Genomic DNA, 20734 nt, shown 5'->3' on the forward strand with positions numbered 1-20734 from the left:
ATCAACTCGACTTATCACGGTTTCATTTAAGGACATTAAGTAATTGATCGATAATCTCCTGTTCTTTTTCGAGAATTTTATAGTGATCGGTTGATAATGGCACCACACGTAATTGCTCGGCTGAGTAAAGGTAAGCATCAATATTATTAAAGGTATACTTATGATGTAACGCACCAAATCCTTTTTCTTGCATAGCCTTAAATAAAAGCACCTTGGTATATTTCAGTTTAGCTGATAACGGTTGTAAAGAGAGCTTCATATCAACATCTGCAACTGACACAACATTAGCCCGCAAATATTTAGGAATATTTAATTCTAGCATTAACTGATCTAAATCAATATTCGGCCTATCCTCATTAAGATCATCCTGATTAAGTAGCCAAGTATCTAGCGCACATATTTTGATGTTCGTAAAGTTTCTAGCCTCTAACATCGTCGCTATTTCCAATGCAATTTGTCCGCCTAGCGACCAACCTAATAATGTAATTGGTTGATTAAAATCACAAATTTTATCGATATACGACAAATAATAGCGAGCTAATTGCGAAATGTGATCAATTTTATTTTCATGATAAAAATTATAAGAATCCACACCATAACAACAGTAATGATGGGCTAATCGATTAGCTAATGATAAATAAACCGAGCACCCTCCCATTCCAGGATGAATCATAAATAATTGTGGTTTATCGGTTATGGCTGACATCGCAATAACCGGATTAAACACCAACTTATCGGTGGTGCTGAGTTTGATTGCCAATGCTTTTATCGTATGCGCATTTAAAATATCAACTAAAGACAACTTGACTTGAAATACTTGATTAATACGGCTATTGAGCTTCATTGCCAAAATACTATTGCCGCCTAATGTAAAGAAATTATGCGTCATACTAATCTCACCAACAGCAATATTGAGTGTATCAGCAAAGATTTCACTTAATATCATTTCGTGCTCATTTTCAGGTGAGACATGCACAACCGAGTGTGTCAATTCAGGTTTAGGAAGTTGTTTCCTATCGAGTTTACCATTGGATGTGACTGGCAGCGCATCGAGATGTACAAAGGCCGTTGGAATCATATACTCAGGTAATTTTTGACGTAGATGTGACATAATCTCTTGCGTATCGAGCTCGCAATTAGCCACATAGTAAGCAACAAGATACTTATCTTTTACTGATCGCTCATAGGCAATAACCACCGCATAATTAATGGCAAAATAGTTCATCAAACAGGCTTCAATCTCATTGAGTTCGATGCGATAACCGCGTATTTTAACCTGAAAATCATTACGCCCAAGGTACTCAATATTACCATCTTGCATGTAGCGAACAACATCGCCAGTTTTATAAATACGGCTATTATACTGCTGTTGCAGCTCTTGTGCTGTTTGAAAAGGATTAGCAATAAAACGTTCATTCGAGAGTGTTGGATTATGTAAATAACCTCGTGCAACACCATCTCCGCCTACATAAAGCTCTCCAATGCCCCCTAAGGGTACCGCTTGCAAGCAGTCATCTAATACATAGGCTGATGTATTATCAATCGGTTTACCAATTAACACCTGTTTAATACCTGGCTCGTTACAATCGTAATATAGCACATCAACGGTGGCCTCAGTAGGTCCATATAGATTATGTATTTGGCAATTTGGTAATAATCGATGGCAATGTTGCACTTCATATAAGTTCAGTGCTTCACCACTGCAAAATAAGTACTTTAATTTCTGTAACTTAGCTTGTAGTGATGGCTGTGCTGCGATTGTTTCAACAAATGCAACGAGCATTGATGGTACAAAATGCAGTACCGTAACCTGCTCAGACTCAATTAATGTTGCTAAATATACATTATCTTTATAATGCTCTGAATGGGAAAAGACGATACATGCACCATACCAATTCGCCCAAAATAGCTCCCAGACTGAGACATCAAAGGTATAATTGGTTTTTTGTAAAATCCGATCTTGCGGGTTGATTGGATACGCTTTATGCATCCAAAGAATCCGATTAATCACCCCCCTGTGTTCTAGCATTACACCTTTCGGATTGCCGGTAGTTCCACTGGTATAGATAACGTATGCTAAATTATTTGCCGTTGCGATAGGGCTCAAATGATTAGCTGTATAACGAGCAACCTGTGCAATTATCGCTGTTGATTGCAAATCGACCACGCATTGATCTGCCGCTACCAAAGAGAGGCATTTATCATAACATGCCGTCACCGTTAAGATAACCTTCGCCTTAGTATCAGTTAAAATATAACGAGATCGATCTGTTGGTGCTAACGGATCAATCGGCACATAGGCCCCACCCGACTTCAAAATTGCTAATATTGCAATCGGCATAAATAGTGATCGATCCAAATAAAGTGCCACCAAATCATCACCTTGAATGGCAAAATTATCCCTTAAATACGCGGCTAACTGATTGGCTTGTTCATTCAACTGACGGTAGGATAATCCTTCTCCCTCATAAATCACAGCAATATTATCCGGCGTTCTAATGACTTGTTCTTCGAACATTTGATGTATCGTTTTATTATGCGGATAATCTTGTTTAGTTTGATTCCACTGCATAATAACTTTGTTATAGTTAACCTCATCAAGATAGCGTAATTGCTTAATCGTTTGATTTCGATTCGCTAACTCACTGAGCTGATCGAGGATATAGCAATAAACATTGATATAATTGGTTATCGTTTCAGCTTTAAATAATGATGTCGCATAGTTAAAATTACCGCTGATTATTGTTTGGCTATCATCAAGCATGGTCGATAAATCAAATTTAGCAATATTATAACCCGAACTAGCTTGATAAGGCATGAATATTGATTTAGCCTCATTTTGGTCTATAACGCCGAAAGATTGTAATCCAAACATGACCTGAAATAGCGGATGCCGTGATGTGTCTTTTTCAATCTTCAGTGCTTCTACCAATTTTTCAAATGGAAGATCTTGATGTTGTTGAGCTTCATGCTGCAAAATCCCCGTTGCTTGAATAAAATCAATTACACTTTGATCTGGATCAATTTCACGCCGTAAGGTTAACGTATTGACAAAAAATCCCATCGTATCTTCAATGCCAGAATAATGTCTACCTGCAATTGGTGTACCTAGAATAATATCGGATTGATTGCTATAAGCTCTAAGGAATAAATAATATCCACTTAATAGTACCGTATATAAGCTTACGTTCAAATCAGCCGCCAGTTGTCTAAGTTTTTGACTCGTCTCAAGCGTTAGATGAAAGCCGATATCAGCGCCACGGTAATCAATCTGGCTTGGCCGAGGATAATCAACTGGTAAATTTAATGGCTGATAATCAACTAATCTATTATACCAATAATCTAGCTGTGATTGTAAACGCACGCCTTGTAGATATTGCCGCTGCCATAATGCAAACTCTTTATATTGAACATTGACAGGTACAAGCTCGACTTGATTATCTGTGCTGCTAAAGAAATGATAATAGTGATTTAACTCTTTCATCAATAAATCAACAGACCAACCATCAAAAGCAATATGATGAATGACTAAGCTCAGATAGCATATCTCACCAAGCTGATAACTTTGTGCTGACAATGGAATTTGCTTGGTCAAATCAAAGATCTGATTAATATGCGCCGTCATCTGTGCATTTAATTCAGCCGTCGTTTGGCATAAGATAGGATCAAGTGCAATATGCACACTGTCTGAAGATAAAATATATTGATAACCAACACCATCTATATTCGTTTTTATAATCGTACGTAGGATTTCATGCCGCTGCACAATTTTATTAAGCGCTTTCGCTAACACAGTAAATGAAATATCTTGAGTAAACTGCAATGTTAACGGAATATTATAAGCACAGCTCCCCCCTTCATAATTATCAATAAACCATAAGCGTTCTTGGGCAAAAGATAGCAATTGATCTTGCGCTTGCTTAACTTGTGGAGCTTTGATTACCAACTGAGAACTCACTGCGCTATCAATATACTCACTGATTGCTTGAATGGTTTTATAATGAAAAATATCAGCAATATGCACCGCTTTAGCTGTTTTATCAGCAAGCCGAGTTGCGAGTTTAATGGCTAAAATACTGTTACCACCCATCCTAAAAAAATCATCCGTGATACTGATAGAATCTGTTGGCAACGCAAGTAACTGACTATAAACCTCGGTCACAATATGTTCGGTTTGAGTTACCGCTTTAACGCATGTTGTCGTTGGACTAAAACTTACCGCGGGTAACTGGGAGCGGTTAACTTTACCTGCAAGCGTTAAAGGTAATTCCTCAAGGTGGATAAACGACGCTGGGATCATATATTCAGGCAGTGACTGTTTAAGATGAACAATTAAATCATCCGTTTGAATTGATTCATCAGCGACGTAATAAGCTATCAGCTGTTTATCGCCTTGAGCGTTATCACAAGCCAGCACCAGCGCTTGTTTAACCACTTGATATTGAATTAATTGTGCTTCAATTTCAGCCAATTCAATACGAAAGCCTCTAATTTTGACCTGAAAATCATTACGACCAATATATTCAAGGCTACCATCCTCAAGATAACGGACAATATCCCCTGTTTTATAAAGTCGGCAATTATGGCCGTTTAATCGCTGTATTTCGCTCTGAAATGGATTATCAATAAAAACACGGCGAGTGAGCTCACTATTATTCAAATAGCCCCTTGCTACTCCGACCCCACCAATATAGAGCTCACCAAAAGCTCCAACCGGAACGGGTCGTAACTGCCTATCAAGGACATAAACCGACGCATTATAAATTGGCCTACCAATATTACTATTGATATCACCCGATCGATAATGGTGGTAAGTTACCCAAATCGTTGCCTCAGTTGGACCATACGCATTGATTAATTGCCGCTTATTAGCCAAGTAATGGTCAACAATTTGCTGTGACACACTTTCCCCCCCAAGCAATATTTTATCAATTGGGATAATGGTGGTTTTATCCAATAAAGCCGGCGGAATAAAAGCATAATTGATATGTTGTTCGGTAGCATACTCAATAAGTGCCTGTAGATCTAAACATTTATCTTGAGCAAAGATATGCAGGCAGTTTCCGGTTAATAGCGTCGTAAACACATCTAGCACATGGGCATCAAATGTATAGTCAGAGTACCATAATATATTTTGAGTGGTAGTATCAACGGCGCATGCCGCGAGTCCCATAACAGATCTTTGAATATAAGTTGCATTAATAACACAATGATGCTCAATCATCACCCCTTTAGGTCGTCCGGTCGTGCCACTAGTATAAATAATATACGCTAAATCGTTGGCTGTAGCTGAGCAATCTAAGTTATTGATATCAATAGTGTTTAAGTTATTCCGAACATCAATATCATCTAAGTTTAATAACGTCGTTGTCGTTTTAAGGGACTTGCTTAATGCATCAATATGCTGTGAGGATGTCATCACCACTTTACAACAAGTGTCATAAACTATCCAATTTTGCCTTTCTGACGGCAATTTAGGACTTAGTGGTACATAAGCGCCACCCGCTTTAAGTACAGCTAACATACTGACAATAAGCTGCTCAGTTTTATCTAGACAAATAGCCACTAAATCATCAGGCTGTATCTGAAATTGTTGTTTTAAATAAGTCGCTAATTGATTCGCACGTTCGTTTAATTGCTGATAAGTTAAGCGGCAATTTTCGTAAACAACCGCAATATTGTCAGGTGTTCGTGCGGCTTGCACTTCAAACATCTGCGCGATCGTTTTATCACATGGATAATCAAGTTGAGTTTGATTCCAACGATGAATCACTTTGTCATAACTTGAATCGTTAAGGTAGCGTAATTGGCTAATAGGTTGTTGCTGTAAGTAAGCCTCGCCCATTTGCTTCAAAATATCGCTATATACCTCAATATATCGAGCGATTGTTTCAGGATTAAATAACGCCGTTGCATAGTTGAAAAATCCCTTAATGACGTCTTGGCTATCGTCAAGTATGGTGGTTAAATCAAATTTTGCTACCTGATACTGTGCACAATCCGTTTGATAAGTGGTAAAGAGTGATTCGGATTGGCAATCATTGATTGATGAACCAAATGACTGTACTCCAAACATAACTTGGAAAATAGGATGTCTAGATGGATCTTGTGTGGTGCTTAGGGCATCAACTAACTTTTCAAAGGGCAAATCCTGATACTGCTGTGCTTCAATCAGTTGCTGACCCGTTGTACGGATAAAATCTGCAAGTGGCATGTATTCATCAATTTCACGTCTCAATACTAAAGTATTAACAAAAAAGCCCATGGTATTTTCAATATCCGCATACTGCCTACCCGCTATTGGCGTACCTAATATAATATCGGATTGATTACTGTAAGCTTGTAATAGCAGATAATAACCACTGAGTAATACAGTGTATAAACTGACATTCAAATTCGCGGCTAATTGTCTGAGTTGCTGACTCGTTTCAAGTGTTAAACTAAAGTGAATATCGTTACCGCGATAATCCATTAGCTTCGGCCTTGGGTGATCGAGCGGTAAATTTAGCAGTTGATAATCTTGTAACTTATTGCGCCAGTAATCGAGCTGAGTCTGGAGATGCTCACCTTGCAAATATTGGCGCTGCCATAAGGCAAAATCCTTATATTGAATCGCAACGGCCGGAAGATCTGGCTCGGACTTTGATGCATTAAATAACAGATAATAATAGTTAAGCTCTTTAATGAGCAGATCAATTGACCACCCATCAAAGGCAATATGATGAATGACTAAGCTTAGATACGTCTGCGCAGATAATTGATAACTTTGTACCGATAAAGGTGTATCTGTTGCTAAGTCAAAGACTTGATGAATATGCGTTGTAATCGCTTGATTTAACTCATCGATATGCTGACATTTTTTATGCTCAATATTGAGTTTAACGCGCTCCATTGGTAAAACTTGTTGATAACCTTCTCCCGCACTATTCGTTTTAATGATGGTTCTTAATATTTCGTGGCGCTCAAGGATTTTATTTAACGCTTGCGTTAAAGTTATCAGTGAAAGTTGTTGATTAAGCTGTAATACTAATGGAATATTATAAGCATTACTTCCCCTTTCGTAGCGATCAATAAACCATAGACGTTCTTGCGCAAATGATAATAATTGCTGTTCTACACAATCAACTTGTTGCGGTAGAATGGCGCGTTGCTGACTAGCTATCTTATCAATATACTGACTTAGTCGACTGATGGTTTTGTAGTTAAAAATATCAGCAACATGCACTGATTTACGACAACTATTGGTAATTCGATTAGCAAGTTTAATGGCTAAAATACTGTTGCCACCTAATCTAAAAAAGTCATCGTTGATGCTAATATTGTCAGTATCTAGCACCAATAATTCGCTAAACAATTTAGCAATTCGATGTTCGGTGATGCTCATCGCTGCAACATGTTGACGATCGGCCACAAGTGTTGCCGTTGGTAGCGCGGCAAGATTAACTTTACCGTTAAGCGTCAGTGGTAAAGTATCTAGCTGAATAAACGCTGCGGGGATCATGTATTCTGGTAAAAATTGTGCCAAATAATCCTGTAGCTGATGATTTTCAATCGGTTGCAAAGCAAGATAGTAAGCAATAAGCTGTTTATCACCGTGCGAGTTATTACGAGCAATAACTAATGCTTGTTTGACTTGTGGGTGCTTGGCGAGTTGTGTCTCAATTTCAGCAAGCTCAATTCTAAAACCTCGAATTTTCACTTGAAAATCGTTACGCCCTAAATATTCCACAATACCATTATCAAGATAACGAACTAAATCACCCGTTTTATATAGCCGTGCATTACGACCTTGTGTGCGCTGTTTTTCACTTTGGAATGGATTTGCAATAAACACTTTCGCCGTTAATTCTGGATTATTTAAATACCCTAATCCAACGCCTTCTCCGCCAATATAGAGCTCCCCTATGCCACCGAGTGGTACAGGGCGTAGATGAGGGTCTAAAATATACAATGAGGTGTTATTAATCGGTCGCCCAATTGGTACATTCACACTGAAAGGTTGAGTAGCGGTATTAATCTGGTAGGTCACCGCAAAGGTGGTTGTTTCCGTTGGGCCATAGCCATTGACTAATTTTACATTTGGATATTGTTGCCTAAATTGGTTGACATGGTAAGCCGATAGCGCCTCACCACCGACTAGTATATATTTTAACAAACCGAGATTTTTAACGCCGGCATCCACTAAAATATTAAAGAATGCTGCCGTAATAAAACAGTTACTAATTTTATAATTAACCAGTAAATGATTAAATTGTTCAAGGTCTAAAAAGCGCTGTTTTTCAGCGATAACAACACTCGCACCATTGAGTAATGGACCAAAAATATCGTAAATTGAAGCATCAAATTGATAACCGGAGATATCAAGGAAGCGATCACTTGGCGTAATCTCAGTATAACGAGGATTTATCACTAACCGGTTAACATTATAGTGGCAAATTAAAGTCCCTTTAGGCTGACCGGTTGTCCCACTGGTATAAATTGCGTAAGCCAAATCAGTAGGTTGAGTTTTGCTAATGATATTTTTGTGACACTGTAACGAAATTAACTCATGTAGATTATCCTGATCGATAACAATCAGTGCGACATCAGGAGAAAATTGCTTAATTTTTGATTCATAACATGTTTGTGTAATGACTGCTTTAACTTTCGCATCATCGATAATATAAGCATTACGCTCGTTTGGCGTATCGGGGTCAATTGGCACATAAGCCCCCCCGGCTTTGAGTACAGCAAGCATGGCGATCACGATTTGTTCGCTACGATTTAAATATAAACCGATAAAATCATTCGGCTGAATTTGATAGTGTGTTTGCAAATAATGTGCTAATTGATTAGCCTGCTGATTTAGCTGTGCATAAGTTAGCGTCACATCATTAAACATCACTGCCGGAGAATATGCAAATTGAGTTACCTGCTCTTCAAATAGATTAACGATCGTTTTATCGGCATAGAACTCACAATCAGTGTCATTCCAATCGTTAATAATGGTTTGATATTGCTCAGTGGTAAGGTAATTTACATGGCATATTTGCTGCTGTGTGCTCACTAATTCACTGAGTTGATCTAATATATGACGATAAACACTGATATATTTCGTTATCGTATCTGCCTTAAATAACGCTGTCGCATAGTTAAACACACCGCGAATACAATCTTGACTATCATCCATCATGGTTGAAAGATCAAATTTAGCAACCTGATATTGCATTTCTGGTGATTGATAAGGCGTAAATAATGACTGCGAATCATATTCATCGATTGCCCCAAACGATTGCACACCAAACATGACTTGGAACAATGGATGCCTTGAGGCATCTTTATCGATCTGTAAAACATCAATCAATTTTTCAAATGGTAAATCTTGATGAGCTTGCGCCTGAGCCAGATGCTGAGCTGTTGCTTTAATAAAATCACTCACACCATCTTTTGCGTTGATTTGCGATCTTAATACCAATGTATTAACAAAAAAACCAAGCGTATTTTCAATTCCAGGATAGTGCCTGCCAGCAATAGGTGTACCAAGAATAATATCAGATTGGTTACTAAATGCGTTGAGTAACAAATAGTAGCCGCTTAATAACACCGTGTATAAACTCACATTTAACTGAGCGGCTAATTGTCTTAATTTTTGACTAGTCTCTAACGTTAAATTGAAATGAATATCCACACCGTGATAATCAAACTTTAACGGTCTCACATAATCAAGGGCTAAATTTAAGGGTTGATAATCATGTAATATCGATTGCCAATAATCCATTTGTGATTGTAACTGATCTGCTTGTAAATACTGACGTTGCCATAGGGCAAAATCTTTATATTGAATCGGAATATCGGGTAAATCAAGCACCTTGCCCGGCTGATCATAAAAATGATAATAGTGATTAAGTTCGTTACTAAGTAATTCAATTGACCAACCATCAAAGGCAATATGATGAATGACTAAGCTTAAATAGCACGTTTGTTCAAGCTGATAAGCTTGCACTGACAAAGGAATTTGCTCAGACAGGTCAAAAATATTGTGCGCATGAAGGCTAAGATAATCGTTGAGTTCATTAGCATTGTGACACTTTTGGCAAGTAAGTGAAATCTTGACCAGTTCAGCAGGCAAAACCTGTTGGTAGCCCTCACCTTGGTTATTGGTCTTAATGACGGTGCGTAGGATTTCATGTCGCTCGATGACTTTATTTAATGCCTTTATTAGCACAGTTAAAGAGGTTTGCCGCTTTAACACTAAGGTTAACGGTATATTATACGCATCACTTCCCCCTTCATAGCTGTCAATAAACCATAATCGCTCTTGCGCAAAAGACAGCTTTTGTTCTTGTATCGACGCAGGATTACAAACGGTGATTTTAAGTGAAGCTTGAGAAAGCGTATCAATATATTGGCTTAACAAACGGATCGTTTTGTAGTTAAAAATATCAGCCACATGAATGGACTTACTACACCTAGTTGATAAACGATTGGCCAGTTTAATGGCTAAAATACTGTTGCCACCCATTCTAAAAAAATCAGCCGTAACACTAATGTCATTAATATTTATACCAAGCAGTTCACTATATACCTCAGTCAATTGATGCTCAGTTATACTAACAGGTGCAACATAGTTATCTGAATCATCGATATTAACAGTAGGAAGTGCTGCGCGATCGATTTTGCCATTAATCGTTAACGGCAATGCTTCAAGATAAATAAACGCAACCGGCAGCATATAATCAGGCAGACGTTGTGATAAATAATCAAATAGTTCTTCACGTTTTATCGCATGTAAAGCGACATAATAAGCAACAAGTTGCTTGCCGCCCTGAACACTCTCTTTTGCCACAATCAGTGCTTGCTTAATTGCCGGATGTGTCATTAGCTGTGATTCAATCTCACCTAATTCAATCCTAAAGCCACGAATTTTTACTTGTGAATCATTACGGCCAAGATATTCAATGTCCCCGTTAGCAAGATATCGCACCAAGTCACCGGTCTTATACATGCGTGCATTATCATTTGTTGGATTGTTTGTATTGCGCTGAAATGGGTTAGAGATAAAGACATTCTCAGTCAATTCAGGTTTGTTTAGGTATCCTTGCCCAACCCCTGCACCACCGATATATAACTCACCTACCGCACCAACAGGTACTGGCTTTAACTGCTCATTTAGAATATACACGCAGGTGTTACTGATGGGCCGTCCAATTGGCACCGTTGCATTAAATTCTGCCACTTGATGATTGGTTAAAAAAGCGGTTGCATAAGTTGTTGTTTCAGTTGGACCATACACATTGAGTAACTTAACGTTAGGGTAACGTTTTCTAAAATGATTGACATGATTAACCGATAGCGCTTCACCACCGACAAAAATAGTATCTATCTGGGCTAAGTGAATTAGCTCAGCATCAACGAGACTATTAAAAAATGCGGTTGGTGTAAAAAACTGTGTAATTTGCCGATCTGCCAATAACTGATTAAAAGCCGATAAGTCTAGCAGTTTTTGCTTCTCAAGCAGTACTAGCGTCGCACCATTAAGTAATGCACCAAAAATATCAAATATAGACGCATCAAATTGGTAACCTGAAATCGCCAATAAACGGTCATTTGAGTTAATTTCAGTATAGTTTGGGTTAATCACTAAACGATTGATGTTTTGATGACTAATCAAGTTACCTTTAGGTTTGCCTGTTGTACCGCTGGTATAAATACAATACGCAATATCGCCGCTATCAATACGATGAATAGGATTGCTCGTGCGCTGCGCTGAAATATCATTGATGACCTTAGGATCATCAATCACAACGACCGCTGAATTAAACTGGCACAATGTTGTATAGTATGCTTGCTCCGTGAGGATCACTTTAGCTTTCGCATCACACATTATAAATTGATTTCGTTCATCCGGCGCCGATGGATCCATTGGCACATAAACGGCCCCAAGCTTGAGTACGGCAAAGATACTGACAACAATTTTTTCACTGCGATCAAAATATAATCCAATAAAATCATTTGGCTGTATTTGATGGGTTATCTGCAAATAATGCGCTAATTGGTTGGCTTGTTCATTGAGCTGGGCATAAGTTAACGAAATATCATTAAACATCACCGCCAAATGCGCCGATGATTGCGTAACTTGTTGCTCAAACAAACTGACCACCGTTTGATCTGCACAATAATCACAGTGTGTTTCATTCCAATCATAGATAACTTTTTGCTGTTGCTGCTCGTCTAAGTAATCAATATGATTATGTTGTTCTAGCGGGTCGTGCGCAATTTGCTTAACAATTTGCTTAAATGTAGCAAGCAAGCTATCAATAAGAGCGGAATCAAACAGTTCACCTGCATAACATAACGTAATATTTAACTGCTGCTCTTGCTCTAGAACACTTACCACTAAAGGATAATCTTGTTTTTCTTCTGCTCCCAGAAAATTGATCTTTAATGCATTGGCCAAACAGTTTTCAGGCATAGGATAGTTTTCGAAAACAAATAATGAGCTAAATAGACGTTCACCTGACTGTTGCAAGCTTGCTAAGTTGACATTACTACGACTATTTGCCTCTTGAATATCTCGTTGTAAAGCTTGTATCGCATTTAATAATGAATTGGCATGTTGATGCTCAACAATTAATGGCAAGGTATTGATCAGTAAACCAACAGTCTCTTCGATTCCGTCAACGGGAAGATTACGACCGGCAACCACCATCCCAACAAGGGTATTTTCGCTGCCAGTATATACACTAAGCACCTTATGCCAACAATATTGCAAAATCGCATTCATGGTTAAGGCATACTCAGTTGTTATCGACTTGAGATCATAGTAGAGGTGATTATCTAACACTAATGTTTTTTTAACTGGCGTTGTAATGTGTTTATAATGGCTTAAAATCGTTCCTCTAGCCTGATCGGCGAGTAATAAACTCAAATCTTCCTGAGTGTGCTGTTGACTGATATATTGCTGCCAATAACTTAAATGCTCAGCGCGATTTTTTTGTAAATAACGTTGTATATTTTGATAGTATTTATTAGGCGTTAAGGTAACTTTCTGCCCGCTGATCAACGCAAGATAAATATCATGCACGGCTTTAATGATAATGGGATTACTCCAACCATCGATAATGGCATGATGGGTACTAAAGATGCAGCTATATCGCAAATTGGAATGTTTAATAAGATAGACCCGAAATAATCCCGCAATCGTTAGATCATAAGGTAAATTACGATCTTGTAGACGTAAATCTGCTAAAAATGACTGTTGCTGCGGTGCTGATTGAGCGGTGATATCATGATAAGACCAATTTAACTCAGCGGTTTTATCGATAATTTGCACGAGCTCTTCATCCCAATTAAAACGTAAACGAAGGCTTGCATAATGCCCTTGTAGCAACTGCCAAGCTGTTTTGAGTACCGGAACATCAATTGCATTATCATAATCCCAACACATCTGTGTACGATAAGCATCATCAACTTGCCCTTGACTTATAGCATGATAAATAAAACCTTCTTGTAAACTATTGGCTAAATAAATATCTTCGACTTCAGTATCATGTTGTATTTTTGTGAGCTGACATGCAGAGATCGTATGATCAATATCGGCTAAGGTTAAATATTGCCGGTCGACACTTAATAATTGATCGATGGTTAATTGTAAGTGATTGAGATAATGCTGTGCAAACTGTGCTAGCATCACATCGTCAAGATAAGCAGATAATTTGATTTTTAGCTCGCCGCCAATAATGCCACAGTCGACACTTAATAAATTAGTTAGCAAATTGTGCTGAGAACTACTCTCCCCAACGTCAGCAAACTGGAATGTCCAGTCTTGCTCACTCGCCCCATCAAACTGCCCCAAGTAATTAAAACTAATGGGTGCAAGCATCTCTTGCCGATATCCAAATAAAGGGGCAAATCCTATTCCGCGATAAGGTATCGCCGCTAAGCTATCTTTAACATGCGCGACATTCGTTAACATATCAGCATTAGCGGACACATGTATCGGATACATATTGGTAAACCAACCCACCGTTCGGCTAATATCGAGGCGGGTAGAGGTAGATTCACGCCCGTGTCCTTCAAGCGTGATATATTGTTCATCAATATCGCTAAATGCCTTAAAGGCACTAACAAAGCTTGCCAATAATATATCGTTAATTTGCGTTGCTAATACGCGGTGCACTTTGGTTTGTAAATTTGCGGTATCGCTTTTATCTAATGTTAACGTCAGATAATTGAGCTGTTTATGTGTAAATAATGGTTTAAGGTGCTGGCAGTATGCAGCGATGTTCTGGGTGATATTTAACCAATATGTCTGTTCATCTTGTGTGTCACGTACGTGGCTATAATCGTGTAGCTGTGCAACCCATTGACGATAACTCGATGATTTTTCACCTAAAATATCGACAGCATTCACAACTCGATCAGTATTAACCGTCAAATACTGATAAATTTTATGCAGATCTTGTTTAATAATATGCCAGCTAATTGCATCTATTATTAAATGGTGAAATGCAAAATGTAACTTAGCATGGCTATAATCATTAGACTCAATATAACCAATATGGCAAAGTGGGCCATGATTAATATCAAATCCTAATTGCCACTGGTTGAATAATTGCTGCTCAGTGTATTGACTGTTTGCAAGGTGGATATAATCAAACGGCAACGCGCCGATTTCCTGACGATAATGCTGATTATAATTGCCGTCGGTATCGACACTAAATATCATGCGCAATGCATCATGATAATTAAACAATAAAGTTAAACTTTGCTGTAATCTAGCCAGATCTAATTTAGGCACATGGAGTATAAAAGCTTGGTTCCAATGATTGATATCTAAAAATTGTCGCCGCTCAACCCGCTCAAAAAACCACTGCTGGATGGGTAGCAATTTGAATGTACCGGTTAATTGGCCTTTTTCAGCAACAATATCTGGATTTTGATCCACTTGGCTAGCCGCGACACATTTAGCCAACAAGCGAACGGTTTTATGGCTAAAAATATCTTGTATACTCACATTGGCTTGTAATTGGTGACGTATTTTACTGACTAATAAAATACCACTGATGCTATCTCCACCTAACTTTAAAAAATCATCATCAATACCCACTACATCGCAAGCTAACACTTGAGCATATATCTGACATAGCGCTGCCTCTATTTCATTCGTTGGCCCATGATAATGTGTTTGTGTCGACAATTGGGGTAATGGTAATGCTGTGCGATCGAGCTTACCATTAACCGTTAAAGGAAATTGCGTTAAGTGGACGAAATAACTCGGCTGCATATAATCAGGTAAATATTCACTCAAATACGTTACCATGCTTGATTCATCGATTTTTGAGGTGGCAAGGTAATAAGCGGTTAAACACTTCAATCCTGACTTTAATGTCTGTGCTAAAACAATTGCTTGGTTGATTTGTGGCATTTGTGTCAAACAATTTTCAATTTCAGCTAACTCAATTCTAAAGCCACGGACTTTAACTTGAAAATCTTTTCGCCCCGCATACTCAAGTGTGCCATCAAGCATTTGCCTTGCCAAATCTCCGGTTTTATATAAGCGGATTGTGGTTTGTGCAGCGGTATTACATTGATGAGTAATAAATACTTGATCAGTTTGTTCGGTATTGTTTAAGTAGCCACGGGCCAAACCTATACCACTGAGGTATAAATCCCCAATTACCCCAGGTGGAACTGGCTCTAAGCGTTGATTTAAAATATGTACTTGAGTATTGGTAAGAGGTAAACCGATATTAAGATTATTATCCCCCATTTGATAATGATGTAAAGTCGCACATACCGTTGCTTCAGTTGGACCATAAGCATTGATAACGCACGTACCTTGTTGATGATATTGCTCCATAATTTCTAAATTACAGCTTTCACCCGCCACAACTAATGTCTGCAATGGTAATAAGAGATCTTTGTGCAATAATGCAGGGGGAATTGTTGCAATATCAATATTGGCAGCCGAAATATAGTCAGCCAACTGATGAAAATCTAAACGTTTTTGTTCAGCCAGAATATGTAAAACATGCCCATTGGCTATTGCGGTAAATAACTCAGATACGTGTGCATCAAACACATAGCTTGCATACCACAAGCAATTTTTGACCATTTTGTTGCTTAATGCCAATCCAAATTCACGTGCCTGCATCGTCGCTAAATTAGCTAATCCTTGATGTTCAAGCATCACACCTTTTGGTACGCCAGTGGTTCCACTAGTATAAATAATATAAGCTAACTGGTTAGGATTTAACGGCTGATTAAGGTTTTCATTGTTGTAATCGCTTAACTTTGCGTTAAAATCGGGCCTATCAATAGGGATAAACAGTGTCTGGCTATCGTTAATCTCATTTAAAGCCTCAATGAAACAGTGCTGAGTTAATAGCACTTTTGCTTGAGTATCTTGCAATATATAAGCCAATCTTTGCTTAGGCACATTGGGATCAATTGGCACATACGCGGCACCCGATTTTAATACCGCTAAAATACAAATAGGCATCAAGGTCGATTTTTCTAGGCACAGGGCAATTAAATCATCAGGTTTTAATTTAAATTGACTAATTAAATAATGCGCTAATTGATTGGCTTGCTCGTTAAGCTGTTGATAAGTAAGCGTTTGATCATCATAAACAATAGCTAAACGTTCAGGAAATTGGTGCGCTATGTATTCAAATTGTGCCACAACATCGGGAGATACGTTTGGCGCAACGCAACTTGGTATAGGTAATGTCAAACCATATTCAGGATCGATTAACGTAATATCATCGATGGCAACATGCCCATTACCACTCGTTAATTTATTTAAGATATCGACAAAAAGTGTTTGATAATACCCCATGAAGTTGTTAACCAAATTGCGATCAAGCACGTGACGATCAAAACGAATGCGATAATGAATTTGATGATTATGTTCTTGCTGTTCAAAAAGTAATTTACTTGCTAAATCCACTTGAAAATCATGGTTTACCGTCTCATTCTCAACATCAATCAAGCCCGCTTCATGATCACGATAGAACGTCTGAGCAAAAGCGACATTTAATATTGATGAATCACCGCTACAGCGAATAATCTCATTAATTGGTAAATATTTAGCATGACTGGTTTTTAAATCTTTATAAAATGCTAAAGTCTGCTCAATAAGTGATGCCAATGTCGTTTGTTCATTAAACCGATAATCAATAATCATGGTATTAATATGAGCACCGTATAACAGCGCCTTTCCTTCTAAAATAGCAATAGGATAAGCTAGCGCAATATCATTACTGCTCGACATTTTATTAAGTAAAATTGCCATGACTAGTTGGCCAAACAGATAAGGTGTTATTTTATATTGTCGGCGTAATCGATTAACCTGTTTAGTCGTATTTTCATCAAAACTAAATACATACTCAGTCAATGTTGAGAGAGGCTGAGATTTATTGTCACGTTGATTGGTTTGTAAAAAACTCAAATCAACACCGTGTAAATTTTGCAGATGCTGTTGCCAAAAATGCTGCATATCATCTCGATTATTCGACAATAAACATTCAAAATACTGATAAAGATTTTGATGCATAATCGTTTGTTCAGCTAAAGAAGGGATTTGATAAACTTCGCCATTATAAAGCTTACGCCATTTATCCCAGATCTCCTCAGTACTGATACCATCAACAACAATATGGTGAAAGATAAACAGCATACGATAGCGTTCTTCATTAAGCTTAATTAAATGAATACGAACTAATGGGCCCTGATGTAAATCAAATGGTTCAGTAACCAAGGCGTAGATTTGTTCATCAGTTAACGGCTGATCATGAAATACGGTTAAATTAACTACAGGCTCGATTAATTGCCAACATAGACCGTGTTCAGTGTCTTGTACCACATGACGGGTAATAAAATGCTCGTTTAATAATTGCTCAAAACTGTCATTATATCTCTGTTGATCAAGTTTTCCGGTTACCGTATTATCAATAACGACATTGTAATCACTACGGCTGGGATTATTTAACCACTCATAGTAAAAAATAGATTGGTAAGGCGTAAGTTTTATAGATTTCATCTTATTTATATCCATATATCAATGACAGAATATTTAATAACAAATCAAATTTGAAATTAAGCCAGTTTATTGCAATAGGTAATCGCTTAGGATATGAGAGGAACTCAAAATACACACACCAACCTGTGACTAAATCAATAACAATAGCCCTACATTGTTTATATCACAATTCGAACAAAACAATCAAAACAGATAAACACTTCATCACATTAAAAATATCATGATGTTTTCATTTGATTTTTGTTATAGAAATACCCAGATTACCCTCTATTTTTCTTATCTATAAGGGCTCATGATTATACCAAAACAGATTACCTATACCATTAAGTCAGATAAAATACATAAATTTACAACAACTTTCAATCAATCTACTGAAAGAATATTAATATTAAATAATTTGACGTTTATCAATTATTCATATTTTTTGTCATTCATTGACTTATCAGCCAGATAAATATCACTCACAAATCGACAGCTAACTGTTAAATAAAATTTGATTATTTCGATTCGTATTGCCAAGATTGTATCTGTTGATTATATTATTTGGACCTATAACTAAGTAAAGGAAATCACTAATGGATTCCATATATCTCAATATTGTTATCAAAATGGCTGTTGCTTTTTGTATTTTACTAGTTTATATCAACCTTTCTGGTAAAGGTTCCTTAGCGCCGATTTCAGCACTCGATCAAGTCGGTAATGTGGTATTAGGGGCAATCATAGGGGGCCCACTTTATAACCCAGCAATTAGTGTGTATGTGTTAATTATTGCTGCAAGCATATGGGCTGGATTGTTACTCCTTGTTCGCTATTTATCGTTTAAGCGTAATATTGTTAAAAATACGGTTGATGGTAACTCCATTTCATTAATGGAAAACGGTAAAATTCTGTCTGAAAATTTTGCGAAAGCTAAACTCTCTACTCGTGACTTTATTATGCTATTACATCAACGTGGTTATCCCAATATTGATACTCTCAAAAATGTCTGGTTTGAGTATAACGGCCAAATGACCATCGTCAAAAAAGGCGATACCGACATGGCCATTACAATGATTGAAAATAGCGATATTAATCAATCCAATCTCAAAGAATTAGATAAAACCGAAGAGTGGTTAATGGGTGAAGTGGCCAAACAGGGTTATACATTAGATGATATCTTTTTGGCTGAAATGCATGAAAATAAACTGTGGATCTATCCTTACAGTGACGAAAAAAAACAATAACGTTTTAAATGCTGATTTTTAATAGATAACGATGGGCATTGATTTAAAAATAAATTTTACGATCAATGTCCCTATTTTTTGAATAAAAAAGGCATTACACAGACTCATTAACTTAAGATAAATAGCTTATACATAACAATTTATCAAAGCATCAATCACATTTCATTAAGCTCAATAAATCTTTATCACTGTGCTGCGTATTGACCGCACCTATCACATTCACATCCTGATTGGCACTTAAGCTAATATCCTGACCGGCTTGATTGGAGTTTAGAACAACAGAAATAATTTATGGAAAGGTCGATCTTGACCTTAAGTTCGACCGTTACATAACGGGTTTATCGTTATGTTCAGGGAGAGAGCGGGTTATTAGGGACGGCTGACGTCCCTAATCGGTCACGTTTAGTAACCTAATTGACTACGCTATAATTATTCCGTGACCGCACAATGCTCTAGATTGAACACGTTACGGTGACATCGTGCGAGCAACCTCGCAACGTTATTATATTGTCGACTATATGAACACCCGCCACCAGCCCAAGCCGGAATCGAACTTTGATGAGCTGGTTTCATTATTGCCCAAATACCTATAGGTACTCATTCATATTGTTTTGAAACTGGATTTAATATTTTCTGCAATGAGCCTTCCAACCATTTACCACCAAAATATCCAACACCAGAGCTTATAGTGCCTATTGCTGCACCGACTACTAATGCTTCTCTCCAACTTTTGTATGGACGAGGCGTTAATCCAACTTGATATATAGTAATATTATTTTTTTAAATCTGTTAGCATGATCATTTCATTTCGTTGAATAATTTCAAGTTCGTTAACATTAGGTAAACTATCAATCAATTTTTTAATCGTACCTCGTGGATATCGACATTCTTGATAATTTTCACCCGCATCTACAGTAAAAATCAGTCGCTCTTCATTTCCATTAAATCCTAAATAAAACCAGTAACCTCGGCCACTTATTTCTGTAGCACCAGTATCTAACCAAATGACACCATCAGGCGCCCCTTCTGAAAAATCTAATTCATTTAACTTAATATTCCCAATATCAGGTATATTTTGAATTGACTCATCATTAATGCTGTCTTTTAAAAATGAGATAGTTACATAAAGATCTATAGTAACACTTTCCCCTGGAATGATTTTTTCATCAATAATAAAATTAAACATACCGCTAGGTGATGAATAATAAGGAATCATAAATTCCAATTGAATTGCAATTTTAAAAAAATTATCACCAATAATCATTTAATTTTCCAACCTTGTTGTTTTTTTAACGCAGATTTAACATCATTTGGTAACGTCAAAGAATTTCTTTTATCTGCAGTGCTGCCAGCCCAGTACCAATTACCGGTATTATCTGGTATAGATTTTAAAGCATCAGGCTAAGAGTTCATTGGTTAAAACAAGGCAGCTAAAGAAGCAGTAAAAGGCTAATGCAGTAAACAATAGCGCACTGCCAACCAATGA

At 37.4% G+C, this 20734-nt stretch carries 3 protein-coding genes; 1 reads left to right on the forward strand and 2 read right to left on the reverse strand.

Features of this window, described 5'->3' with window-relative positions; translation table 11 throughout:
- Positions 1-22 precede the first annotated feature (22 nt).
- The gene (locus DES39_RS04005; protein ID WP_170143335.1) at positions 23-18025 is read right to left on the reverse strand and encodes a non-ribosomal peptide synthetase; all 18003 of its coding nucleotides are present in this window, start codon (positions 18023-18025) and stop codon (positions 23-25) included.
- A gap of 575 nt (positions 18026-18600) precedes the next feature.
- Between DES39_RS04005 and DES39_RS04010 the strand changes: the two genes are divergently transcribed.
- A complete protein-coding gene (locus tag DES39_RS04010) occupies positions 18601-19248 on the forward strand; it encodes a DUF421 domain-containing protein (RefSeq protein ID WP_121144454.1) in 648 nt (215 codons plus the stop codon).
- A 772-nt stretch (positions 19249-20020) separates the two neighbouring features.
- On the opposite strand, the gene DES39_RS04015 is transcribed toward DES39_RS04010, so the two are convergent.
- Positions 20021-20512, reverse strand: a complete 492-nt coding sequence (locus DES39_RS04015; protein ID WP_121144455.1) for a hypothetical protein — start codon at positions 20510-20512, stop codon at positions 20021-20023.
- Positions 20513-20734: the final 222 nt, after the last annotated feature.

This window comes from Orbus hercynius (genome assembly GCF_003634275.1).
GTDB classification, from domain to species: Bacteria; Pseudomonadota; Gammaproteobacteria; order Enterobacterales; family Orbaceae; genus Orbus; species Orbus hercynius.